The organism is Kibdelosporangium philippinense, assembly GCF_021390435.2.
GTDB lineage: Bacteria > Actinomycetota > Actinomycetes > Mycobacteriales > Pseudonocardiaceae > Kibdelosporangium > Kibdelosporangium philippinense.
This window is the reverse complement of record NZ_JAJVCN010000002.1, coordinates 1,397,802-1,422,130: the sequence shown is the minus strand read 5'-3', so window position 1 is coordinate 1,422,130 and position 24,329 is coordinate 1,397,802. Positions and strand designations below refer to the sequence as shown.

The 24,329-nt window shown below is 64.2% G+C and carries 20 protein-coding genes; 13 read left to right on the top strand and 7 right to left on the bottom strand.

Annotation, left to right across the window (positions count from 1 at the left end; genetic code table 11):
• The first annotated feature begins 234 nt into the window (after positions 1–234).
• Positions 235–3,078: a glycosyl hydrolase gene (locus LWC34_RS25670; RefSeq protein WP_233727704.1), complete on the top strand. Its 2,844-nt coding sequence runs from the start codon at positions 235–237 to the stop codon at positions 3,076–3,078.
• A 91-nt stretch (positions 3,079–3,169) separates the two neighbouring features.
• Entirely contained in the window at positions 3,170–3,817 is a 648-nt protein-coding gene (locus LWC34_RS25665) for a ScbR family autoregulator-binding transcription factor (RefSeq protein WP_233727703.1), read from the top strand.
• On the opposite strand, the gene LWC34_RS25660 is transcribed toward LWC34_RS25665, so the two are convergent.
• Positions 3,753–4,556: an AfsR/SARP family transcriptional regulator gene (locus LWC34_RS25660; protein WP_233727702.1), complete on the bottom strand. Its 804-nt coding sequence runs from the start codon at positions 4,554–4,556 to the stop codon at positions 3,753–3,755. The two genes, LWC34_RS25665 and LWC34_RS25660, sit on opposite strands and share 65 nt — an antisense overlap.
• A gap of 217 nt (positions 4,557–4,773) precedes the next feature.
• On the opposite strand from LWC34_RS25660, the gene LWC34_RS25655 reads away from it, so the two are divergent.
• Positions 4,774–5,271, top strand: coding sequence for a phosphoribosyltransferase (locus LWC34_RS25655; RefSeq protein ID WP_233727701.1), 498 nt, complete (start codon positions 4,774–4,776; stop codon positions 5,269–5,271).
• A gap of 26 nt (positions 5,272–5,297) precedes the next feature.
• On the opposite strand, the gene LWC34_RS25650 is transcribed toward LWC34_RS25655, so the two are convergent.
• Positions 5,298–5,570, bottom strand: coding sequence for a hypothetical protein (locus tag LWC34_RS25650; protein ID WP_233727700.1), 273 nt, complete (start codon positions 5,568–5,570; stop codon positions 5,298–5,300).
• Between the two features lie 209 nt (positions 5,571–5,779).
• Between LWC34_RS25650 and LWC34_RS25645 the strand changes: the two genes are divergently transcribed.
• The 3 genes from LWC34_RS25645 to LWC34_RS25635 are packed head-to-tail and all read left to right on the top strand — an operon-like array spanning position 5,780 to position 8,594.
• Positions 5,780–6,250: a nucleoside deaminase gene (locus LWC34_RS25645; protein ID WP_233727699.1), complete on the top strand. Its 471-nt coding sequence runs from the start codon at positions 5,780–5,782 to the stop codon at positions 6,248–6,250.
• Positions 6,247–7,203, top strand: coding sequence for an isopenicillin N synthase family dioxygenase (locus LWC34_RS25640; protein WP_233727698.1), 957 nt, complete (start codon positions 6,247–6,249; stop codon positions 7,201–7,203). Before LWC34_RS25645 ends, LWC34_RS25640 begins: the two co-directional genes overlap by 4 nt.
• Entirely contained in the window at positions 7,203–8,594 is a 1,392-nt protein-coding gene (locus tag LWC34_RS25635; RefSeq protein ID WP_233727697.1) for a purine-cytosine permease family protein, read from the top strand. The genes LWC34_RS25640 and LWC34_RS25635 overlap by 1 nt, the downstream gene beginning before the upstream one ends.
• Here the strand turns inward: LWC34_RS25635 and LWC34_RS58135 are convergent.
• Both LWC34_RS58135 and LWC34_RS25625 read right to left on the bottom strand, forming a co-directional pair.
• Complete coding sequence (locus LWC34_RS58135; protein WP_233727696.1) at positions 8,494–9,645, bottom strand: cytochrome P450 family protein; 1,152 nt, start codon at positions 9,643–9,645, stop codon at positions 8,494–8,496. The genes LWC34_RS25635 and LWC34_RS58135 overlap by 101 nt on opposite strands.
• A gap of 6 nt (positions 9,646–9,651) precedes the next feature.
• Positions 9,652–10,746: an amidohydrolase family protein gene (locus tag LWC34_RS25625; RefSeq protein ID WP_233727695.1), complete on the bottom strand. Its 1,095-nt coding sequence runs from the start codon at positions 10,744–10,746 to the stop codon at positions 9,652–9,654.
• 54 nt (positions 10,747–10,800) lie between these two features.
• Here LWC34_RS25625 and LWC34_RS25620 point away from each other — a divergent pair, with 54 nt between their 5' ends.
• The 7 genes from LWC34_RS25620 (at position 10,801) to LWC34_RS25590 (ending at position 20,698) form a co-directional block, all read left to right on the top strand.
• A complete protein-coding gene (locus LWC34_RS25620; RefSeq protein ID WP_233727694.1) occupies positions 10,801–12,087 on the top strand; it encodes a glutamine synthetase family protein in 1,287 nt (428 codons plus the stop codon).
• A gap of 66 nt (positions 12,088–12,153) precedes the next feature.
• A complete protein-coding gene (locus LWC34_RS25615; protein WP_233727693.1) occupies positions 12,154–13,980 on the top strand; it encodes an AMP-dependent synthetase/ligase in 1,827 nt (608 codons plus the stop codon).
• 10 nt (positions 13,981–13,990) lie between these two features.
• Entirely contained in the window at positions 13,991–14,452 is a 462-nt protein-coding gene (locus tag LWC34_RS25610; protein ID WP_233727692.1) for a (2Fe-2S)-binding protein, read from the top strand.
• The gene (locus tag LWC34_RS25605) at positions 14,449–15,411 is read left to right on the top strand and encodes an FAD binding domain-containing protein (RefSeq protein WP_233727691.1); all 963 of its coding nucleotides are present in this window, start codon (positions 14,449–14,451) and stop codon (positions 15,409–15,411) included. Before LWC34_RS25610 ends, LWC34_RS25605 begins: the two co-directional genes overlap by 4 nt.
• Positions 15,408–17,477 (top strand): xanthine dehydrogenase family protein molybdopterin-binding subunit, encoded by a 2,070-nt coding sequence (locus LWC34_RS25600; protein WP_233727690.1) that lies wholly within the window; start codon positions 15,408–15,410, stop codon positions 17,475–17,477. The genes LWC34_RS25605 and LWC34_RS25600 overlap by 4 nt, the downstream gene beginning before the upstream one ends.
• Positions 17,478–17,537: 60 nt before the next feature.
• Positions 17,538–17,861: a response regulator transcription factor gene (locus LWC34_RS25595; RefSeq protein WP_233727689.1), complete on the top strand. Its 324-nt coding sequence runs from the start codon at positions 17,538–17,540 to the stop codon at positions 17,859–17,861.
• A gap of 188 nt (positions 17,862–18,049) precedes the next feature.
• A complete protein-coding gene (locus tag LWC34_RS25590) occupies positions 18,050–20,698 on the top strand; it encodes a glycosyl hydrolase 2 galactose-binding domain-containing protein (RefSeq protein ID WP_233727688.1) in 2,649 nt (882 codons plus the stop codon).
• Here the strand turns inward: LWC34_RS25590 and LWC34_RS25585 are convergent.
• From LWC34_RS25585 to LWC34_RS25575, 3 genes are read right to left on the bottom strand one after another with little or no spacing between them, the layout of a single operon-like run.
• Complete coding sequence (locus tag LWC34_RS25585) at positions 20,670–22,022, bottom strand: 8-oxoguanine deaminase (protein WP_233727687.1); 1,353 nt, start codon at positions 22,020–22,022, stop codon at positions 20,670–20,672. The genes LWC34_RS25590 and LWC34_RS25585 overlap by 29 nt on opposite strands.
• A gap of 10 nt (positions 22,023–22,032) precedes the next feature.
• Entirely contained in the window at positions 22,033–23,061 is a 1,029-nt protein-coding gene (locus LWC34_RS25580) for an LLM class F420-dependent oxidoreductase (protein ID WP_233727686.1), read from the bottom strand.
• Entirely contained in the window at positions 23,058–24,209 is a 1,152-nt protein-coding gene (locus tag LWC34_RS25575; RefSeq protein WP_233727685.1) for a CaiB/BaiF CoA transferase family protein, read from the bottom strand. The genes LWC34_RS25580 and LWC34_RS25575 overlap by 4 nt, the downstream gene beginning before the upstream one ends.
• Positions 24,210–24,329 lie beyond the last annotated feature (120 nt).

The following is a 24,329-nucleotide window of genomic DNA, read 5'->3' as shown; positions in this document are numbered from 1 at the left end:
ACATATCGCCCCAACCAAGATCAGATGCCCTCTTAGAGGCCGCGACCAAGGTGGGCAAACCCTCGAAGCCCGCGGGAGGTGGGCACGGCCACGGGCTCGCACACTATAGGTTGGCCGTCCTGTGGGCTGTGGGCGTGGTGGGGAGTCTTGACATTCGGTGGTTGAACAGGGTCCTATGAGTTCTGCGTGAGAGCGCTCTCTCGCAGCCCTGCAACTCTTCCTTCAGGAGAGTCGATGCCCCCTGCAATGAAGCAGGCCATGACCGCGACCATCACGGTCTTCACACTGGCCGTCAGCTTTGTCCTGTTCACCAGCTACAACGCCGCTAATGCCACCCCGGTTGGCGCGGGTGGTTACCTTGACAGCCTGCCAGGCGCCGGGCCGACCGGGTGCGGGTCGATCGGCAGCAACGCGAGAACTTTTGTCACCGGTGACGCACCTTCCGGCGGTGTGCCGACGAATGACTGGTGGTCGTCGTTGCTCTGGAAACGCAACGATTGCACTGGGTCTGACAACTTGTCGGCGCATCCGTTGTCACTCAAGGCGACGACTGGCGGGCTTGGGGTTGATTATCCCACCACGCCGACGATTACCGGGTCGCCGACCACTGTCGGTGAGTATCACTTCGAGCACTCCACCGACTTCACGATCGGAGTTGCTGGTCTGTCCGCGACCGCGATGGTCGATGGATGGTCTGACTGGACCGTCAAGGCGTCGTGGGCGAATGCCGGGCGGTCGCTCAAAACGACTATCGGACATGGGGTTCCGTTCGTCTACGCCGAAGCGACCGGTGGCAATGCTCAGCTGAGCTTCCAGTCTGCTCCGACAGTTTGGGCCAACAACGGGAAAACCCTTGGTGTGACGATCAACGGGCATGACTACGCTCTGTTCGCGCCGACCGGTGCTACTTGGACGGTTTCCGGCGCCAGTGTCAGCTCCACTTTGGCCGGACGTGGGTACTTCTCGATCGCTGTTCTGCCAACGACTGCGCAATCGAGCACCACGGAGCGTACGAACCTGCTCAACGCGTTCGCACCCTACGCCTATTCGTTCATCACGGGAACTAATGTCTCGTGGGCGTTCAACGAGGCGACGAGCAGGCTCAACGCGACGTACAGCTTCACCACTCAGGCCAGGGAAGGCAGCACGACAAGCACGGTCGCCGCGCTGTACCCGCACCTGTGGAAGAACCTGGCCGGTGGCACGCCGATCGCGAACACGTACGTCTCGCCGCGCGGCCAGATGCGGGTTTTGACCAACATAACGTCGTTCCAGACCAGCATGGTCTATCGGGGCGTGCTGCCTGAACTGCCCGCGGTTGGTATGACCGGTGCCGATCTGACCACGTTGAACAATGAGTTGAACGCCGCCGGGGCCGGTGATCCGTTTGCGGGCTTTGGAAATGACACTTACTGGACAGGAAAGGGGCTCGGCCGGGCCGCGCGGCTCGCGGAAATCGCTGATCTCGTCGGCAACAACGCCGTTCGGGACAAGATGCTGTCGGCGATCAAGGCGCGGCTGACTGATTGGTTCACGGCCACGCCCGGCAAGACCGCGCGTGTCTTCGGCTACAACTCCAGTTGGGGGACGTTGATCGGTTACCCGGCTTCCTATGGGGCCGATCAGGAACTCAACGATCACCATTTCCACTATGGCTACTTCATCGCGGCAGCCGCGACTTTGGCGAAGTACGATCCCGCTTGGGCTTCACCGAGCCAGTATGGCGGCATGGTTGACGTGCTCATCCGTGACGCCAACAACTATGACCGCAATGACCGGCGTTTCCCGTTCCTGCGGGACTTCGACATCTTCGCTGGGCATGACTGGGCTTCCGGGCATGCGAACTTCTTCGCTGGCAACAACCAGGAGTCGTCGTCCGAGGGCATGAACTTCGATGCCGCCCTCATCCAGTTCGGTCAGGCGACGAACAACAAGACCATTCGTGACGCCGGGATCTTCCAGTACGTCACACAGGCCGCGGCGATCGCGGAGTACTGGCACGACAACACGAACTCGAACTTCCCTGCCGCCTTCCCGCACAACACTGTCGGCATGGTTTGGGGCAACGGCGGCGCGTACGCGACCTGGTTCTCCGCCGAGCCCGAGATGATTCACGGCATCAACATGCTGCCGATCGCCGGCGGATCGCTGTACCTCGGGTACAACCCTGGCTACATCAACAGCAATCTGCAGGAGATGCGGACCGTCAAACCGTCCGCTCCGACAGTCTGGCGAGACATCATCTGGGAGTTCCAGGCACTGTCCCAACCAGACGCAGCTCTCCAGGCGTGGCGGACCACCAGTTACTCGCCGGAGGAAGGCGAAAGCCGGGCGCACACGTTCCACTGGCTGCGAAACCTCGCCGCACTGGGCCAAGTGGACACCACAGTTACCGCGAACACTCCACTGTACTCGGTGTTCACCAAGAATGGCGCTCGAACATACGTCGCGTCCAACCGGAGTACCGCTCCAATAACAGTCAACTTCTCCAACGGAGTTTCCTTGACTGTCCAACCCGGACGAACCGCGACCACTGGTGCTATTACCTGGCAGGGCGGCAGTGGTCCCGGGGCTCCGCCAACCGACCCGCCTGACGGCGGGAGCAGCACGTTCTTCGTCAACACCAACGCTTTGTCCACGACAGCGGGCACAAGTGGAGCAAGCGCGACGATCTCGTCGGCTGGTGGCGGGAACTGGGACGGCACACCACACAACCCAGTGACCTACACGGCATGCGGCTTCACAGGAACCTACGACTCGTCCAAGACGACGCAGTTCAGCCTTGGGGTTGACGCGGGTTCAGGTGTCGGCGCCGGAGTTCAGGCACGAGTTTCTTACGCCCCAACGGGTTCGACGTACACCCGGGCCGAGACGTACACCTACTTCGCCACGGATCCGGTCAGCGGTTGGGAGACCTACACCCAAAGCGCAGGTCCGCGGGCTACGACCGGCAGTCCGCAGTCGTTCAACAACGGGTGCATCCGGCTGGAGGTCTGGAACGCGATCGGCAATGTGCCCACGTCGCTGCGCGTCAACGACGGGCAGTCCAAGGTCGTGATCCCCTTCACGCCCGCCTGATCAGCACAGCAGAAAATACCTACTTCCCGGTTTGTTTCAGCCTATGTCCGGACGTAGACTCGGCTGGGACAAACCGGGAAGGGGAAAGCGAGTGCCGAAGCAGGAGCGCGCCGAGCGGACGCGGACGACCATTCTCGACGCCGCCGCCAAGGTTTTCGACGCGCGCGGCTTCATGGGCGCGAGCCTTTCCGACATTCTCGCCGAGGCCGGTGTCACCAAAGGCGCGCTGTACTTTCATTTCGCGTCCAAGGAAGAGCTCGCGCACGCCCTGATCGACGAGCAGTTCTCCGTCTGGCAGCCAAGCGGCGACGACCCCGGCCTGCAGACCGTGATCGATCTGACCCACAGCATGGCTCGCAACCTCCAGGAGAACGTGCGCGTCCGAGCAAGCATTCGGTTGGTGATCGAGCAGGGCACGTTCGCCGATCCGAGCCCGGAGCCGTATCTGCAGTGGATCAACGTGATCCGTGCGCAGCTCGATCTTTCCCAGCAGCGTGGTGACATCCGCAAGGACGTCACCACCATCGACTTCGCCACCTTCGTTGTCGGCGCGTTCAGCGGCCTGCAGATGTCCTCACAGGTGCTGACCGACCGCAAGGACCTGCCCGAGCGGGTCGCCAACATGTGGCGGTACGTGCTGCCTTCGCTCGTTCCGCCACGCAGGATCGGCAAGTTCACCCCGGAAGGCTCACCCCGACGCGCTCAAGGCGTGACTCCCCCAAAGCCACATCGGACTTGAGGATCGCCTGCTGCAGTCGGCGCAGACTCGGGGATGGCTCGAGCCCGAGCTCATCGATCAATGAGGTCCGCATCTTGCGGTAGACGGTCATCGCCTGAGCACGACGGCCACTCCGGTACAAGGCGACCATCAGGTGCGCGTGGAGTCCCTCGTGCGTACGGTGTTTGGCGACCAAGCCGGTCAGCTCACCGATCAGTTCATGATGCCGACCAAGCCTTAGGTCGGCATCGATCCGCCGGTCCAACGCACACAACCGCGCTTCGGTCAGGCGCTGAACTTCGCCTTCCAGCAACGGTCCAAGTTGGACGTCCACAAGGGCCGGTCCGCGCCACAATGCGAGCGCCTGACGGAAGTGGTCCGCGGCGAGCTCGTACTCGCGCGCCTGATGGGCGCGATGCCCAGCTTCGGTGAGCCGCTCAAAGTCCCGCACGTCCACCGAGGTCGTGTTCAGCGCGTAACCGCCGGGCCTCGTCGACAAGATCTGCTTGGCTTGCGCGCTCGACGAGCCCATGGCCGACGCGATCAGGGTGCGCAGGTTGAGGATGTACGTCTGCAACGTCGTGCTGGCGCTGCGGGGGATGTCGTTGCCCCAGAGTTCTTCGTTCAACTCGACGATGGGCACGACGTCGTCGGCGTGGATGGCGAGCATCGCGAGCAGCTTGCGCGGTTTCGCCGCCGTCGGGATCACCTCGCCCGAGCCTGCCTTGACCGTCAATGGTCCCAAAACGGCGATCTCCATCAGCTTCTCCGTCCGTGCTCGCTTGGCTCGGCCACCATACAAAACCAACCGACCGGTTTGCAAGAAGAAAAAGACCGGTCGGTATTTTTCTTGGGACACCGGCGAGCGGATGGCTGTCGCGGGCGGATCCGGTGGTGACCCAGCCCACCTGTGTGCCGGGTGAGCGGGTGCGGGAGGTTCGGGGGTCCTTTTGAGACAAGCAACTAAGCTCAACCACATGACCGAGCAGCGCGAGATACTCACGTGGGAGCTTTTCGGCACAGCGACGCGCGAGCTGGCCGAGCGGATCGCGGCCGACGACTACCGGCCCGACCTGATTCTGTCCATCGCTCGTGGTGGCTTGTTCGCGGCTGGGGCCCTGGGTTACGCCCTCAACGTCAAGAACCTGCACGTCATGAACGTCGAGTTCTACACGGGTGTCAATGAGCGTCTTGACCTGCCGGTCATGCTTCCGCCGGTGCCCAATGTCGTCGATCTCGCCGGCGCCAAGGTTCTGGTGGCCGATGATGTCGCGGACACCGGCGCGACCCTCAAGCTTGTCCGCGACTTCTGTGAGGACCATGTGGCCGAGGTTCGGTGCGCGGTCGTTTACGAGAAGCCGCACTCAACGGTCAAATGCGACTATGTCTGGCGCTACACCGACCGGTGGATCAACTTCCCATGGTCGTCCCTGCCTCCTGTGGTTGACGCGCCCGAGGCCGTTCTCGAAGCCTGAAACGGGCACGCCGCCCATCGTGAAGGTCAGTGACCAAGCAATCCGAGCACCCGGTCTGTCATCTCGGCCGGCTTTTCCTCCCAAATCCAGTGATCCGAGTCCTTGATGACTCCGCCGGTCACGGTGGTGGCCAGGCCGCGCACCGGATCGAGCACGAACCCTCCCCAGCTGTACTGGGCGCCGAGGGCCAGAACCGGCATCGTGAGCTTGGTCTTGGCGTAGACCGCGTTGTCGGCGACGTCCTGATTGAAGGCGCGGTACCACTCGAGAGTAGCCCGCAAATGCCCCGGCCGTTTCACCGCGCGGGCGTAAATGGCCGCCTGCCGGAGCGTCGCTGCCGCCCGCGCCGCGCAGGTCAGGGGCGATGACGTGGTAGTGCCGGGCTAGCTCGGGGTCCTTCCCTTGCCACCGACGCCCAGCCTGAACACGGAGAGTCACATCCCTACCGGGTACGCGGCCGGCGGGTCAAGCTCTTGCCAGTCCGCCGCAGAGGCACGACAGTGTGACCATGCACGCGAGCCGCGAGTTGATCGAGGCGAAACAGATGCTGGCCGTGGCGCGCCAGGAGGCGCTGCATGGCAAGGCGGCCGGCGGGATCCCCATTGGCGCGGCCCTCTATGGCCCTGATGGCGAACTTTTGGGCAGCGGGCACAACCGGCGGGTGCAGGATGATGATCCATCGATGCACGCTGAGACCGCCGCGTTCCGGAATGCCGGCCGCAGACCGCACTACCGGGACACGATCATGGTGACCACGTTGTCGCCCTGCTGGTACTGCAGTGGGCTGGTTCGCCAGTTCAACATCGGCCGGGTGGTCATCGGCGAGGCGACGACGTTTCACGGCGGCCACGACTGGCTGGCCGAGAACGGCGTTCAGGTGACCATTGTGGACGATCCGGACCTTGTCGAGCTGATGACCGAGTTCATCAAGGAACACCCCGGCTTGTGGTTCGAGGATATCGGGGAGGAACACTCATGACTGTCCCGCTGATCGACCTTGAACCGTGGTTCCACGGCTCGCTGAAAGACCGGCTGAAGGTTGCCGACCAGGTCGACCGCGCCCTGCAGGACTCCGGGTTCCTGCTGATCACCGGGCACGGCGTGGAGAAGTCGCTACGAGACGACACGCGCAAGCAAGCCCGCAGGTTCTTCGGCCTGCCAGGCGAGACCAAGCAGCGCTACGCGGTCTCGGTCGGCGGGCGCGGCTGGTTGCCGCCGGGCGTAGAGGCGAACGCGTACGCCGAGGGCACTGAGACGCCGCCGGATCTCAAAGAGTCCTATTCGGTCGGTGCCGACAGCGCTGTCGGTGTCAAGGAAATCGACGACTTCTGGTTCGCGCAGAACGTATGGCCGGACGAGGTTCCGTTCCTCGAATCAACCGCGGTCGAGTACATGGCCAAGATGCGCCAGCTGTCCGACGAGTTGCTGACCATTATGGCCGTCGCGCTTCGGTTGCCGGAGAACCATTTCATCGCACACACCCGGCATCCCACGTACACCTTCAACATCAACTGGTATCCACCGATGTCCGTGGTCGGGCACCCCGATGTTGGCCAGTTCCGGATCGGCCCGCACACCGACTTCGGCACGGTCACTGTACTCGACCGGGAAGCCGGTGTCGGCGGGCTTCAGGTGTTCACAAAGGACGGTCGTTGGGAGAACGCGCCCTACCACCCCGACGCGTTCACGATCAACATCGGCGACCTGATGGCCAGGTGGACCGGCGACCGGTGGCGTTCGACGCGGCACCGCGTGCTTCCGCCGCACGCCAGCGCGCCGGATGAGGACCTGGTGTCGTTGATCTTCTTCTACGAGACCGACCATGACGCCCGGATCAAGTCGCTCGGGCCGCCGATCGGCCGAACCGACTACCCCGAGGTGATCGCCGCCGATTACCTGAAAGAGAAGCTCGACGCCATCACAGTGACCTGATGTACGGCGAAAAGCTGGTCAAGGTCGAGCCTGGCGGGATCGAGCCGATCGCGCCAGCCGACAAGCACGGCGGGCCACGCCAGCTGTTCTGGACGTGGACATCGCCGAACCTCGAGTTCGCCACGATCTTCCTCGGCGTGCTCGCGGTGTCCGCGTTCGGGCTGAGCTTCTGGCAGGCCGCTGCCGCGCTCACGATCGGCAACCTGCTTGGCTCGATCGCGCACGGCGTCCTGTCCGCGCGCGGCCCGACACATGGTGTCCCGCAAATGGTTCTCGGCCGGGCCGCCTTCGGTTACTGGGGCAATGTCCTGCCCGCCACGCTGATGTCGGTGATGGCAGGCGCGGGGTGGTTCGCGGTCAACAGCGTCAGCGGAGCGTTCGCGCTTAACTCGTTGACCGGTATGCCTGTTCTACTGTGTCTGGTCATTGTGGTCGGTCTGCAGATCCTGATCGCGTTCTTCGGGCACAACCTCGTCCAAGCGTTTGAGCGGTACGTGTTCCCGGTCCTCGCAGTGGTTTTCGCGATCACGGCCGTGGTCATCTTCAGCAAGTCCTCGCCCAGCCAGGAATCAGGCGGGAACGTGAGCGGGTTCCTGCTCGCCGCGAGTGCGGCTTTCGGGTACACGGCTGGCTGGAACCCTTATGCCGCCGACTACACGCGTTACCTGCCAACGAAGACGTCACGTCGTGCAGTCGGTTGGTCAGCGGGATCCGGGCTGTTCCTGGCCACGACTGTGCTGATGCTCGTTGGGGCCGCGTCAGTCACCATCGATGGATCCACTTCGGACAACCCGACAACTGTCTTCACCAGCCACTTGCCTGGCTGGCTCGCGGCACTGACGCTGCTGTGCATCGCGCTGGGGGCGGTCGCGGCGAACGTTCTCAATGTGTACTCGGCCGCGCTCGCGTTCTTGACGCTTGGTGTGAAGCTGCCAATGGCGTGGCGCCGTGCGTTCGTCGCCGCCGGGTTCGGTGTTGTCGGGTTCATCCTTGCTTGGCTTGGGCTTTCCGACGCAGGGCATGCGTACGAAAGCTTCCTTCTGGTGATCGCGTACTGGGTCGGGCCGTGGCTCGGCGTCACGCTGGTGGATATGCACATCAGACGCGGCCAACGGCTGGTGCTTGATGACAAGTCCTACAAGAACTGGGCCGGTCCGATCGCACTGCTGACCGGGATGACCGTCTCCATTGGACTGTTCGCCAACCAGTCAAGGTACGTCGGCCCGGTACCCGAAGCCATTCCGTGGATCGGGGACATCACGTTCCTGGTCGGGTTCGTGATCTCCGCGGTCATCTACGCGGTGTGGCCGAAACCCGCAACGCTTTCAGGCCTCGGAACACCGGGAACGGATGCCACTCCAGCTCGTCAGCAAGCTCAAGAGACAAACTGAGCAAGGTCCCGATCCCGATCTCGGCCTCCAACCGGGCCAGCGGAACGCCCAAGCAGCGGTGAATGCCGTGCCCGAACGCCAAATGCGTGACCTGCCGCGAGATGTCGAGAACGTCCGGCGAGGCAAACCGAAGCGGATCACGATTGGCCGAAGCAATACCGACGACCACGACACTGCCCGCGGGAATGACCGAACCAGCGATTTCGATGTCTGTTGTCGCATACCGAGGTGAAGCCCGCGCGGTCGGTCCGTCGAATCGGATCAGTTCGTCGATCGCGCGAGGCAACAGCGAGAGGTTCGCGCGCAGCAGGGAAAGTTGAGCCGGGTGACGCAGCAAAGTCGCCATCCCGTTGCCGATCAGGTTCATGGTCGGCTCATGTCCGGCGAACAGCAGCTGCTGTGTCAGCGTGATGACTTCGGTCCGGCTCAGCGAGGTGTTCAGCAGCGCGCTGACCAGGTCGTCGGCTTCTTCTTTCGCGTCAACGAAATCCGTGACGTACTGCCGGAGCAGACGGCCGCCTTCCTCGCGAGACAACCCAGCGGACTCGATGTACGGCGGTGTCATGGCCGCGGTCGTCCACACCCGGAATTGCTCACGGTCCGCGATCGGAATGCCCAGCAACTCCGCGATCACGGTCAACGACAACGGATACGCGTAGTCACCTATCAGATCGACCGCAGAGCCGAAGCCGGAAACCAAATCATCCGCGATCGCCTGAACCCGAGGCCGAAGCGCCTCGACCCGTCCCGGAGTGAACGCCTTGGTGACCGCGTCCCGAAGCCGAGTGTGATCCGGCGGATCGGTGGAATGCAGGTCAAATGTGGCCTCCGAAGGCGAGCCGCTGACCATTCCGGCCGCCCGCAAAGCGTCCCAGGCCCGTCGTGGGTCCTTGGCGAGCCGAGGATCCGCCAATGCCGCCTTGCCCTCGTCGAACCTGGTGATCAGCCAGTACGTCAACCCTTTCGGATCCTGCACCCGATGCACCGCGGCTTCCGCACGCATCCGGCCGTAGGTCGGATGCGGATCGGCGAAGAACTCAGCGTCATACACGAAAAATCAGCCTAGCCCGTATACCCGCGACGCGTTGCCGGAAGCGACAAGAAGGGCCAGCCGGTCCGCGTCCGACGCACTCCAGGACCCCACGGAAACTCCCGTACCCAACACTGCCGCCATACCCCGACGGAACAACCGTGACGACAAGTAATACAGCTCCGACAAACCAAAGGCATCCGACGAGAACAGGAACTTCCCAAACGGCGCCAGTTCCAAAGTCTCCTCGATCAGCACGCTCGACCGGTCACCCAAATTGTGCGTGGCGAGCCCAACGTCCACATGAACATTGCCGAAAACCTGAGCCAGATACCCGGCCTCCCGGTGGAACGGATAGTTGTGCAGCAACATGACCGGAACACCAGTGGGTTCGATCGCCCGCAGCAAAGGCATCAGCAGCAACGGATTGCCTGACTTCATGTCCACATCGGAGTCGCCGAGGCCGACGTGGAACTGGATCGGCAGCCCACGATCGACCGCGCACCAGATCAGGAACCGTTGCAACACCGGATCAGCGAGTCGCTTCTCACCAGAGAACCACCGCCACACCGCATCCGCGACCGTGTCAGCCCCAGGACGCGCGGGATCCAGATCCAAACCGACCCTATACGCGGCAATCGACTTCACGCCAACGGCCGAAGCGGTCCGTTGCTCCAAAGCAGACTGAAACGCTTGCGCGAAGCCGATCGCGTCGACCTGGCCGTACAGCTCCTCAGCAACCTGCTCAAGCCGGACGATTTCCCAAGCAGCACCCCCGGCCAGCGAAGCGAGATCGGCTGGCGTGGAGATCGGCTCGGGCACGTACCCGGTGTCGACGCAGAGTCCAGACAATCCGGCAGAACCCATGAACCGGTCGTCGACCTCGCTGAAGCCCAATTCGCGCCGCCTGGCGATGTACTCGTCGGCCGGTGCGTGCTCCGGCAGATCGAGAATCGGCGCACACCACCGGCGTATCGCCAGGCCAATGCGGGAATCGAAGGCGCTGACGGCCACTGTGGACGCTTCGGTCAGCAACGTCTCGAACTCGCCTTGGTCAAGGTCACGCTGGACCAATCCATGGCAGTGGTGGTCGATCAGCTGAAGGTTTGCCCAATCCGCCATCGCGCGCTCCGCTCACCAAGGAGATCATTGGTACCTAGCGTAGAGAGTTAGGGGATGGCGATGGACTCCGCGAATCTGACCGCGCGAGGAGTGCTCGCGGTGGCCGTGACCTTCGTCGACAACGCCGGTGTGACCAGGGTGAAGGCTGTCCCGGTCGGTGTTTTGGCCAACGCGGTGGCCAACGGCATCGGCAACTCGCCGAGTTTCGACCGGTTTGTCTTCGACGACTCCAGCACCGGCGGTCCCGTCGGTGACCTGCGGCTGAAGCCCGACGTCAGCAAGCTGACCGTGCTGGCGGCGCAGCCGGGCTGGGCGTGGGCGCCGGGCGTGCGCTACGACCAGGACGGAAACGTCCATCCGGGTGATTCTCGCGGCCTGCTGGTGCGCGTGGTCAGCGAGCTCGCCGAGCAGGGCTTGAGCGCGCGGGCCGCGTTCGAGATCGAATGGTGTGTTTCCAAGGGCGACGGCGACGAGTTCGTGCCGGCCTGCTCAGGCCCGGCGTACGGCATGACCAGGCTGACCGAGCTGAACGGCTACCTGCACGACGTGCTGGCCGCGTTGGCGACGCAAGGAATCCACGTCCAGCAGATTCACCCGGAGTACGCGGCCGGCCAGTACGAGATCTCGGTCGCGCACCAGGACCCCGTGACCGCCGCTGATCACCTTGTTCTCGTCCGCGAGACGATCCGCGCGGTCAGCGTCAACCACGGCCTGCGCGCCACGTTCGCGCCGAAGGTCGTCGCAGACGGTGTCGGCAACGGCTGTCACGTTCACCTGAGCGTGTGGCGCGAAGGCGAGAACCTGATGGGCGGCGGCGACGGCACATTCGGCCTGACGCCCGAAGGCACATCCTTTGTCGGCGGGATTCTGACGAGGTTGCCCGCGTTGTTGGCAATTGGCGCACCTTCCGTGCCGAGTTACCTGCGGCTGATCCCTTCACATTGGGCTGGCGCGTTCCAGGTATGGGGCCTGGAGAACCGGGAAGCGGCGCTGCGATTCATCGCAGCCGAGTCACCGAACATCGAGATCAAATGCTTCGACGGCTCGGCCAATCCGTACCTGGCGCTCGCCGGGTTGCTGACCGCGGGCAGCGCCGGAGTCACCGAAGGCGCAACCTTGCCAGATCCGGTTGACGTCAACCCGGCGACGCTGCCGGACGCCATTCCGCTGCCGTCGAACCTCGCCGCCGCGGTCGAGGCGTTCGAGACCGAACTGGCGTTGATCACCACTTTCGGCCCGGAACTCGTCGATGCCATCACCACTGTCCGAAAGAATGAAATCGAGCTGCTGTCCGTCCTGCCTCCGGAGGAGATCATCGCCCGCAGCCGCTGGAGTTACTGACGAGTCTGGAGTTGGCCGTCGCTTTCGCCTAGGTTGCAAACCCTAGGCACACGCAAAGGAGCGACGGTGGGAACAGCAGCCGACGTAGAGCGGGCTATCGCGGGCCATACGGTCGCAACATTGTTGCGGCGCAACGCCACCGAGTTCGGTGACAAGCCCGCGCTGAGCAAGGGGTGGAGCCCTGGTGAGGTCACCACACTGACTTGGGCTGAGCTTCGCGAGCACGCGGCCGCGCTCTCGCACGGTCTTGCCGAGCTCGGGCTCGGCCAGAACGACCGCATGCTGATCATGTCTTCTCGTCGGCCGGAGCATTGGGTCAGCGATCTTGGCGCGCTGCACCTCGGCGCGATCTCGTGCACCACGTACGACACCTTGTCCACCGAGCAGATCGTGTACGTCGCCAAGCACAGCGCGTCGCCCGTGGTTGTCATCGAAGGCGCGCAGCAGATGGACCGCTGGTCGGCCGCCCTCGCTGAGCTGCCCGACCTGCGCAAGGTCGTGGTGATCGACGAATCCGCGATCCCCGAGGGCGATGACAGGTACGTGTCATATCGCGAGGTCTACGAGAAGGGCGCGGCCAAGCACGCGGCGGACCCGTCGGCCTTCGAGCAGCTGACCGATGCGATCGTGGTCGAGCAGCCCGCGTGCATGATCTACACCTCGGGCACGACGGGCGAGCCGAAGGGCGTGGTGCTCAGCCACCACAACGTGCTGTTCCAGGCCGCTTCGGTGGATCTGGCGCACCCGTTGCCGATGCACGGCAACTCGGTTGCGTACCTGCCGTTGGCGCACATCGCCGAACGCATGCTCGGCATCTATCTGGCGATGTACAAGGCCGCGCACGTGACCGCGGTCCCGGACCACACGCAGCTCATCCCGGCTTTGCACGGTGTTCGGCCATTTGGCATTTTCGGCGTGCCGCGCGTCTGGGAGAAGATGGCTGCCGCGCTGCAGGGCGGCCTTGGTGCGATGCCCGAGGAGCAGCGCGCGGGCGTGCAGATGGCACGAGACGCGGCGCTGGAAGTGTGGCGGCTTGGCAGCGAAGGCAAGCCGGTTCCCGAGGAGCTGGCCGCGAAGAAGAAGGCGCTCGACGAGAAGGCGTTACTGCCGATCAGGACCATGCTCGGGCTGGACAAGGCCGAACGCGGCGGCAACAGCGGTGCCGCGCCCATCCCGGTCTCGGTGCTGGACTTCCTTGCCAGTATCGGTATCCCGGTCCTTGAGGTGTGGGGGCTGAGCGAGACGACCGGCGCGGCGACGCAGAACGTCCCGGAGCACTACCGAGTTGGTTCGGTCGGCCCGGCGATTCCGGGTGTCGAGGTCAAGGTCGGTGAGGACGACGAGCTGTTCGTCCGCGGCCCGATCGTGTTCATGGGCTATCTGCAGGCGGACGGCTCGATCGAGCCGAACGTCGACGCGGAGGGCTGGTACGCCACGGGTGACGTCGGCCGGATCGATGAGGACGGATTCGTCTACATCACCGACCGCAAGAAGGAACTGATCATCACCTCGGGCGGCAAGAACATCGCGCCAGCCAAGGTCGAAGGCCTGCTGCGGGCGCACCCGCTGATCAGCCAGGCCGTCGCAATCGGTGACATGCGGCCGTTCGTCACCGCGCTCATTGTTCTCGATGACGAGACCGCGCCGCTCTGGGCGCAAGCCAAGGGGATCCCGACGGAGAACCTGGCCGAGGAGCCTGCCGTGCTCGAGGAGATCGCGAACCTGGTGCAGCAGGCAAACTCCGCGCTCGCCCAGCCGGAACAGATCAAGAAATACCACGTGCTGTCGCAGACGTGGACGCCGGAATCCGGTGAGGTGACGCCGACGCTGAAACTCAAGCGCCGGGTGATCACTGAGCGCTATTCAGAAGCAATCGACTCACTCTACGAATAGGCTCGGGTGGGTGACATCCCACCACGAACTCACGGTCAACGGGGAGACATATCAACTCCCCGTTGACCCACGGACCACGCTCGTCGACGCCCTGCGCGAGCAACTCGGTCTCACCGGCACCAAGAAGGGCTGTGACCGCGGCGAATGCGGAGCGTGCACAGTCCTGGTGGACGGCCGCCGGGTGCTGTCATGCATGATGCTGGCCGTCGCGGCGGAGAACACTGAGGTCACCACCATCGAGGGCCTCTCGCCGGACGGCGAGATGCATCCCGTGCAACGCGCTTTCCACGCGAACGACGCGTTCCAATGCGGTTTCTGCACGCCTGGCCAGGTGATGTCGGCGGTCGCATGTATCGCTGAGGGGCACACCGGCTCGGCCGAGGAGATCAAGGAGTGGATGAGCGGCAACATCTGCCGCTGCGCGGCTTATCCGCAGATCGTCGCGGCGGTCACGGAGGCGAGCGTCCAATGAAGACAGTCTCGTACGACCGGGCTGCTGACGTTTCGGCTGCGCTGGATGCCTTGACCACGCCGGGAACCCAGCTGATCGCAGGCGGCACCGAGATGGTGAACTGGCTCAAGGAAGGCATCGAGTCGCCGGCGCACTTGGTCGACATCAGCGGCCTGCCGTTGACCGAGATCAGCACCAGCCCGCTCCGCCTTGGCGCGCTGGCACGGATGAGCGATGTGGCTGAGCACCCGGCCATCGCGGACTATCCCGTTCTTCGGGATTCTTTGCTTCGGGCGGCTTCCGCACAGTTGCGTAACATGGCCACGATCGGCGGCAACCTGCAGCAGCGGACCCGGTGCCCGTACTTCCGCTCCGACACCTTCGTGCCGTGTAACAAGCGCTCGCTTGGCAGCGGGTGTTCGGCTTTGGCCGGGGACACCAGCGGGCACGCGATCTTCGGGTGGAGTGAGTCCTGTGTGGCTACTCATCCGTCTGATTTGGCCGTCGCGTTAGCTGCTCTTGATGCTGTGGTTGTTGTTCAAGGCCCTGGTGGTGAGCGGCGGATTCCGGCTGCGGACTTCCATCGGCTTCCCGGGGACACGCCGGAGATTCACAGCGAGCTGGCGTCCGACGAGCTGATCATCGCGGTGGAGGTTCCTGGTCCGGCGCCGCTTTCGCACTATTTGAAGGTGCGTGAACGGACTTCCTATGAGTTCGCTGTGGTTTCCGCGGCTGCCGTGGTCGAACTTGACGGCGACACGATCACTTCGGCTCGGATCGCGTTGGGTGGCGTCGCGCATCGGCCGTGGCGGTTGACCGCCGCCGAGTCCGCTTTGGCCGGTGTTTCGTTGAGCGACCGGAACGCATTGGCTGAAGCTGTCGCACTGTCCTTTGCAGACGCCCGGCCTTTGGCGGACAACGGTTACAAGGTGACATTGGCTCAACGTGCCGCTGTGCGAGCGTTGGAGGCGACCCGATGACCTCACAGCTCAGGCCGGACGGTCCCGCCAAGCTCACCGGTGCCGCGATTTACGCCGCCGACACTCAGATCCCTGACGTGGTCCATGCGGCTCTCGTCACGGCTACCGTCCCCAATGGACGTGTCGTCGCCATCGAGAAGCCGGATGCCCCTGGCGTCGTGGCCTTTGTCGACCACACCAATGTCGGCGAATTGGCGCCGCAGCCGGGCCCTCCGCTAGGCCACGTCCTGCTTCCGTTGCAGTCAACAGAGATCCACTATGACGGCCAGCCGGTCGCGGTCGTCCTCGCCGAGACTCTGGAACAGGCGCAACACGCCGCCTCGTTGACTTCGGTGACCTATTCGGACAGTTCAAGTCCGGTCGTCTTCGGACAGGCAGAGCAGGTCGCGCCCGGCGGCGCGGGCTTGTTCAAAGCTCCTTCCGACAAGAAGGGTGACGTCGACGCGGGCCTGGCGAGCGCGGACAAGACCGTGCACGCCACGTACACGACCGCGGACCGGCACCACAGCCCGATCGAACCGTCGGCCACAATCGCTTGGTGGGAGGGCGATCAGCTGACCGTCCACACGTCTACACAGTCTTCCCCACTGGCACAGAGCACGTTGGCCGGGCTGTTCCAGATTCCCCGAGAGCACGTCCGAGTGATTTGCCCATACGTGGGCGGGGGTTTCGGGGCGAAAGGGTACATCTGGCCGCATCTCATCCTCGCCGTCGCCGCGGCCAAGGTGAGCGGACGTGCCGTGAAACTGGTCATGACGAGGGCCCAGATGTTCTCGCTGTCCGGGCATCAGCCCGCCACTTCGCAGACGATCACCTTGGGTGCGACTGCCGACGGCAAGCTGACGGCGATCCGGCACCTCAGCGTGAACGCATCCGCACGCGTGGGCGGATACGTCGAATCCACGACAGGCGCGGCGACGTTCCTCTACGACAGCCCGAACATCGAGACAGACCTGAAGATCGAGGCGCTGGACAAGCCACAGCCCGCGCCGATGCGTGCACCGGCCGAAGGCCCCGGCCTTTTCCCCCTTGAGTGCGCGATGGACGAACTGGCCGTCGAACTCGGCATCGACCCGGTCGAGTTGCGGCTGCGCAACGAGCCGTCAGTGGATCCGTTGTCCGGTAAGCCTTTCTCATCACGCAAGCTCGTGGAGTGCCTGACCGAAGGTGCCGAGCGGTTCGGCTGGGCCGACCGTAAACCGCAGATGCGCGACGGCAACTGGCAGATCGGCTGGGGCATGGCGGTGGCGACGTTCGGCTCCGTCGCTTCACCGTCCGCGGCACGTGTCCGAGTCGACTCCGACGGGCACGTGATCGTCGAGACCGACATGCAGGAAATCGGCAGCGGCCTGCCCGCGATGGTCCAGATCATCGCCGCCGAAACCCTTGGCTGCGAACCGTCGGATGTCGAGGTACGGCACGGTGACAGCTCCTATCCCCCGCACCCGGGCACGTTCGCCTCGTTGTCCAGCGGGAGCCTGTCGGCCGCGGTGCAGAACGCGGCATCGTCGGTGATGGAGAAACTTCAAGCACAGCCAGGGGATTCGTTGGCCGACCTGGTGGACGCGGCCGGTCTGGAGTTCGTCGAGTCGGAGGGAAGCTGGGCGCCAGCGGCCTCGCGGAACGACTACACGATCAAGTCCTTCGGCGCGGTGTTCGTCGAGGTCCGGGTCGACGCGGACCTTGGTGTGGTGCGTGTGCCCAGGATCGTGGGCGTGTACAGCGCCGGGCGGATCATCAACCAGGTGGCCGCGCACAGCCAGATGACCGGCGGAATCATCTGGGGCCTCGGGCAAGCTTTGCTTGAGCAGTCGGTGATGGAGCCCCGGCTCGGGCGTTTCCTGTCACGCAACCTGGCCGGTTACGTGGTTCCGGTGAACGCGGACATCGGCGAGATCGACGTGACCTTCCTTGAGGAGAACGACCAGATCGCCAGTCCGTCCGGCGCCCGTGGGGTCGGTGAGCTCGGCTCGTGCGGCATCGGCCCTGCCATCGCCAATGCCGTGTTCCACGCGACCGGCAAGCGGGTTCGCAGCCTGCCGATCAAGATCCACGACCTGCTGTGAAAAACCTCGTGAGTGGTTATCCGCGTTAGAACATGGATAACCACTCACGACCTACCTGCGTTGGCGCTGCTTGACGCACGCGACCGGGTGGTCTCGGCGAACCAGGGGGCCGAGGCCGTGATCACCGAACTCACCACTGACCGGGACGTTCCGGCCGCGTTCGTGATGATCGCCTTGTTGTCCTACGGATTGACGGCAAGGGAACAGGAAGTAGCGCTGCACACCGTGCTCGGCCGTACTACGGCCGAGGTCGCGCGGTTGCTGTCGATCGCGCCGTTCACCGTGCAGGACCACATGAAGGCCATCTTCGACAAGACCGGCTCGCGCACCCGCCGTGAACTCATCGCGAACCTGATGGCCGCCACCCTGCCCGCCTTGATCTGATGCATGTCCTGAAAGGTTCCAGCACCCGCTGACCACCGGTATCCCAGCTTCCTGGGAGAAACTCGAACCGCCGAAAACCGGCAAACCTCCCCGCCTGGTTTGTAAAGGGTCTTGCCAAATTGCCCTCGGCGGGCAAGAGTGGGGGACGCCCCGTCAATGTCGCCGCCGCGTAGCTCAGGAGCGTCCGGATGAGACGACGCCGTGCCGGCTTGGCGGTCATCGCCGCCACAACCTTGATGTTCTCCCTGCTCTCGGCCATGCCCGCGAGCAGCGCCCCGAGTCTGACCATGGCCGCCGGCCAGGTCACGACCATCCCCGACTGGCGGCTGCAGACCAGCCGTAGCGCCACCGCTGACGGCGCGACCTACTCCAACCCCACGTTCAACGACACGTCCTGGCTGCCCGTGGCCGCGCGATCGACCGTGCTTGCCGGGCTGATCGCCAACAACCGGTACGCCGACGTGAACTTCGGCGAGAACCTGAAGAGCGTCAACCGCAACGACTTCAATGTCCCCTGGTGGTACCGCAAGAGTTTCACCGCGTCACAGCCTGCGGGCACCAACACGTTCCTCAAGCTCAAGGGCGGGATCATCTCCCGCGCCGAGGTTTGGGTGAACGGCACCCGGGTGGCCGGGACGGACACGGTGATCGGCGCCTACCCGACGCGCGAGTACAACGTGACCTCGTTGATCCGCAACGGCACCAACGCGATCGCGATCAAGGCGATGCCGTCCGATCCGTCGAAGGATCTGCTGATCCACTTCGTCGACTGGTCGCAGCTGCCACCCGACCGCAACCAGGGCCTGTTCCGCGATGTGCAACTGGCCAACAGCGGCCCGGTCTCGCTGCGTGATTTGCGTGTTTCCACCGATTTGCCGCTGCCCAGCCTGACCAGCGCCGACGTGACGGTGAAGGTCAACGCGCGCAACGACTCCACCCAAGCCGTGAGCACGCAGGTGGCCGGAACGATCGACAACGTCAACTTCACGCAGCCGGTTTCCTTGGCCGCGGGTGAGACCAAGACGGTCACCTTCAACCCAAGCAACACGCCCGGCCTTCGGCTGACCAGCCCGCGCGTGTGGTGGCCGTTCACAATGGGCGATCAGCCGATGTACGACGCTTCCGTGTCCGCGTCTGTGAGCGGCACGGTTTCGGACACCGCCAGCACGTCTTTTGGCGTCCGGGAGATCACTTCCAGGATCGCCAATGGTGGCGGGCGCCAGTTCGTGATCAACGGCAAGCCGTTCCTTGTGCGTGGTGGCGGCTGGGCCTCGGATCTGTTCCTGCGGACGAACCTGCGTAACATCGAGGACCAGCTGAACCTGGTCAAGTCGATGAACCTGAACACGATCAGGCTGGAAGGCAAGCCGGAGAACGACGAGTTGTACGAGATGACCGACCGGCTCGGCATCATGGTCCTGACCGGGTGGGAATGCTGTTCCGCTTGGGAGAGCTACAGTTCGTTCAACGCGGAGAAGAACCGGGTCGCCGGTGAGTCCGCTGAGAGCGAAGGCAAGCGGATCCGCAACCACCCGAGCGTGCTCGGCTTCCTGATCGCCAGCGACCTGGCAACCCCAGCCGCGCAAGAGAAGATCTACCTTGACGCGCTCGCCCGGGCGGACTGGAACCTGCCGATCGTCGCGTCGGCGTCCAACAAGAGCTCGCCACAACTGGGCAATTCCGGCATGAAGATGGAAGGTCCATATTGGTGGGAGCCGCCGGTTTACTGGTACAACAAGCAAATGGGCGGTGCGGCGGGCTTCGCGTCGGAGATCGGACCCGGCCCGACCATCCCCGAGATGGACGAACTCAAGAAGTTCCTGACGCAGTCGCAGATCAACTCGTTGACCAACTACAACACGACCCAATACCACCTGTCTCCGAGTGGCACGTTCGGCAAGCTTTCCTTCTGGGGAACCGCACTGGACAACAGGTACGGCAAACCAGCCAATGTGGACGAATTCGTCCGTAAGGCACAGCTGGCGAACTACGAAACCAACCGCGCCCAGTTCGAGGCGTTCGCCGACAACTGGTCGGACGGCAGCAACCCGTCGACCGGCGTGATCTACTGGATGCTCAACGACCCGTGGCCGAAGCTGTTCTGGCACTTGTACAACTACAATCTGGCGACGGCCGGTTCGTACTTCGGGGCCAAGACCGCACTTCGCCCGCTGCACGTGCAGTACTCGTATGACGATCGCTCGCTGGCGGTCGTGAACACGGGTCTGCAGAACGTGTCCGGGCTGAGTGTCCAGGTGACACTGTTCAATGCGGACGGAACACAGAAGGCCGACGAGACACGGTCGGTCAGCTCGACCGGGAACGCGACGGCCAAGGTCGGCACTTTGCCGCAGCCAAGTGACCTTTCGTCGACCTACTTCGCACGGCTGATCCTGAAGAACTCGGCCGGCCAGGTCATCGACCGGAACGTGTACTGGCTGTCCACCAAGGCCGACACGTTGAACTACGGCAGTTCGACCTGGTACCACACGCCACAGTCGGCCTATGCGGACCTCAAGGGCCCGAACTCGCTGCCGGCGGGATCGGTGAACGCTTCAACCACGTCCACCGTGGAGGGCGCGAACACGAAGACGACCGTGACCATCACGGGCACCGGCAGTGAGGTGTCGTTCTTCCTGCGGGCCAGCGTGCGCAAGGGCAACGGCGGCGCCGAAGTCCTGCCGCAGGACTGGTCGGACAACTACGTCACGTTGTGGCCAGGGGAAACCTTGACCCTGACGGCGACGTACCGGACAGCTGACCTCGGCGGGGCATCGCCGGTGGTCCAGCTGTCCGGCCACAACATCACTACAAGGAACCTGCCAACCTCTCGCTAGCCCTCGCGAGGTTGCGGGTCAGGGAAGGTTCGTCGGCGGTGAGCAAGTGGTCATTTTGGACCACAGGCTCGCCGCCGACGAGCAGCAACTCCAGCGGCGGCACCCGCCCGAACACCAGCGCCGCAACAGGATCCGCGATACCCGCGTGCTTCAACGTGTCCACACGCCACACTGCCAGATCCGCGAGCTTCCCCTTCTCAACAGACCCAAGGTGTTCATCCCGCCCAAGGCACCGAGCGCCACCCATGGTCCCAATGCGCAACGCCTGCCGCGCGGTCAAAGCCTTCGGTCCACCCCGCTGCCTGGCCGTCAGCAAAGCTTGCCGTAGTTCCTCCGCGAGCCCACCGGACTCATTGGACGCCACACCGTCCACACCAAGACCAACCGGCGCGCCAGCGTCCAAAAGGGCCCTGATCGGGGCCATTCCGGCGCCTACACGGGCATTCGAGCTCGGACAATGCGCGATCCCGGTGCCAGTCTCGGCCATCAGCGCGATCTCAGACTCCTTCAGGTGCACACCGTGCGCCAACCAGACGTCGTCACCCAACCAATCGAGGTCACGCGCGTAATCCACCGGCGTCAGGCCAAACTCCCGTAGGCACTGCTCTTCCTCGTCAGTGGTCTCGGCAAGGTGCGTGTGCATCCGGACGCCGTTCCTGCGCGCGATCGTCGCGCCACCACGCATCAAATCGAGGCTTGCCGAGAACGGCGAACACGGACCAACGGCGACCTGGATCTTCGCGTCCGCAGCAGGATCGTGGTACTCGGTGATGGCACGCTCGGTCTGCTCAAGCGCGTCATCCAGACTCTCCACAATGGAGTCAGGCGGTAGCCCACCCTCGGACTCACCACGATCCATCGACCCGCGAACAGCGTGCAACCGAATCCCGACCCGCCGCCCAGCATCGATCAACGCACCGAAAACATCCCCACCATCACGCGGGAAAACATAGTGGTGATCGGCAGCGGTCGTGCACCCACTGAGCGCCAACATGGCAAGGCCAGCATGGGAGGTCGCGGAGACGATGTCCTCATCGATCCCAGTCCAGACCGGGTAGAGCGTGACAAGCCAGCCGAACAGCTCCTCCTGCTGGGCATAACCACGCGTGGCCCACTGGTAGAGATGGTGATGCGTGTTCACCAAGCCCGGCGTGACAAGGCATCCGGACGCGTCAACCCTTTCGAAGCCTGCGAACTCGTCGGGCACGGCACCGGCACCCACTGCCGCGATCCGACCGTCCACAACGGCCACATAGCCGTCGGCGTGTTCCGTGCCTTGCTCGTCAACTGTCGCGATGTACGCGCCCGTGATGACTGTGTTCACGAACTCCAGACTAGGCCAGCCACTCCTTGACCTGCTCGACCAACTTGGCCGGGTTCTCCCCAATGGGCGTCACATTCAGCGCGGTCACACCGGCTTCCTTGAACGCCTGGAGGCGCTCCTTGACGTATCCAGCCGGGCCGACCAGGTTCATCAGCTCGGCGAACTCCGAGGGCACGGCAGCGGCGGCCTCTTCCTTCTTGCCCGAAAGGTACAGCTCCTGGATCTTCTCGGCCTCGGCCTCGTAGCCGTAACGACGGGCCAGGTCGTTGTAGAAGTTGCGGCCACGCGCACCCATTCCGCCGACGTACAAGGCGATGTACGGGCGGGAGGCGTCTCGCAAGGGTTCCACGTCGTCGCCGATCGCGAGCATGCCGCCCGCGACGATTTCCAGCTCGCCCAGGTCCGCCGAACGCTTGGCCTTTCCTGCCGCCAGCGACGTTCCCCAGACGGACTGGGCCTTCTCCGGGATGAACAGGGTCGGCAGCCAGCCGTCCGCGATCTCCGCCGTCAGCTGGACGTTCTTGTCACCGAGTGAGGCGATGTAGATCGGGATGCTTGACCGGACCGGGTGAGTCAGGATCTTCAGCGGTTTGCCCAGCCCTGTGCCCTGGTCGGCGGGCAACGGGATCGGGTAGTTGCCTTCGTTCGTGATCACTTCGCGGCGCCAGATTCGGCGGCAGATGTCGACGATTTCGCGGGTTCGGCCCAGTGGCTTGGTGTACGGCACCCCATGCCAGCCTTCGATCACCTGTGGGCCGGAGGCTCCGAGGCCCAGGATCGCGCGACCGCCGGAGACCGCGTCGAGGCCTGCGGCCGTCTGCGCGATCAGGGCGGGGGTGCGGGAGTAGATCGGCAGGATCGCCGAACCGATTTTCACCCGCTCGGTCTTCGCGGCGATGTAGCCCATCAGCGTCGGTGCGTCGAAGCCGTACGCCTCGGCCACCCAGACCTCGTCGAGCCCGGCGCTTTCCAGGCTGACGATCTGATCGATCAGGTCCTTCGGGTTGCCCGCGTACATCACCTGTGTGCTGATCTTCATCGATCGTTCCGTTCCTGTACAGCGCCGGATGCCAGCAGCTCGTCAATGTCTTGGAAACCCCAGTCAGCCAAGGCATCCCTGGTGTGCTGCCCGGGAATCGCCGGTGGGGTGCGTAGTTCGGCCTTGGTGTCGGAGAACCTTGGCGCGGGCGCGGGCTGGACGAAACCGTCGCGCTCCACCAACGTGCCGCGTGCGGCGATGTGCGGGTGTTCGGCCGCTTCGGAAAGCGAGAGAATCGGTGCCACGCAGGCATCCGTGCCCTCGAAAATGTCTGTCCATTCGCGACGCGTCTTGGTCGCGAACACTTCGGCGAACCGCTTGCGCAGTTCGGGCCAGCGTGGGACTTCCAGCTGTTTCGGCAGATCCTCGCCCTCGAGACCGAGCAGCCGCACGAATTCCTTGTAGAACTGCGACTCCAGCGGCCCGACGGCCATGTACTCGCCGTCCGAGGTCTCGTAGACGTCGTAGAACGGGGCGCCGGTGTCGAGCAGGTTCACGCCACGCTCCGGCTTCCAGACACCCGCGGAGACCAGCCCGAAGATCATGGTCGCCAGGTGCGCCGCGCCGTCCACGATCGCGGCGTCCACGACCTGGCCTTTTCCGGTCTGCTCCGCGTGCCTGAGGGCGGCGAGGATGCCGACGGCCAGGTAGAGCGAGCCGCCGCCGAAGTCGCCGACCAGGTTCATCGGGACCTGCGGCGGTCCGTCCGCCCGGCCGATCGCATGCAGCACGCCGGTGATGCCGATGTAGGCGATGTCGTGGCCCGCGGACTGCGCCAGCGGCCCTTCCTGGCCCCATCCGGTCATCCGGCCGTAGACGAGCTTGGGATTGCGCTGCCAGCACTGCTCAGGGCCGATGCCGAGGCGCTCGGCGACGCCTGGCCGGAACCCCTCGATCAGCACGTCGGCCTGCTCGATCAGGCGCAGAACGACCTCGGCGCCCGCGTCGTTCTTCAGGTCGACCATGACCGAGCGCTTGTTCCGGTTGAGCAGGTCGCGCGCCGGCGGTCCAGCCACCGGGATCGCGTTCGGCCGGTCGACGCGGATCACGTCGGCGCCCAGGTCAGCGAGGTGCATCGCGCAGAACGGCGCCGGCCCGATGCCAGCGAGTTCGACCACGCGCACGCCCGCGAGCGGTCCGGTGCCCACCGTCGACCACCTCCTACTCAGCAGTAATTTATCGTATAACTGTGTTGATTGCCCTCGCTCCGCTCGGGCGGGCTTTGTCGCTCTAAGCCGGCCCGCACGTCAATGACCAGCGCGACCAAG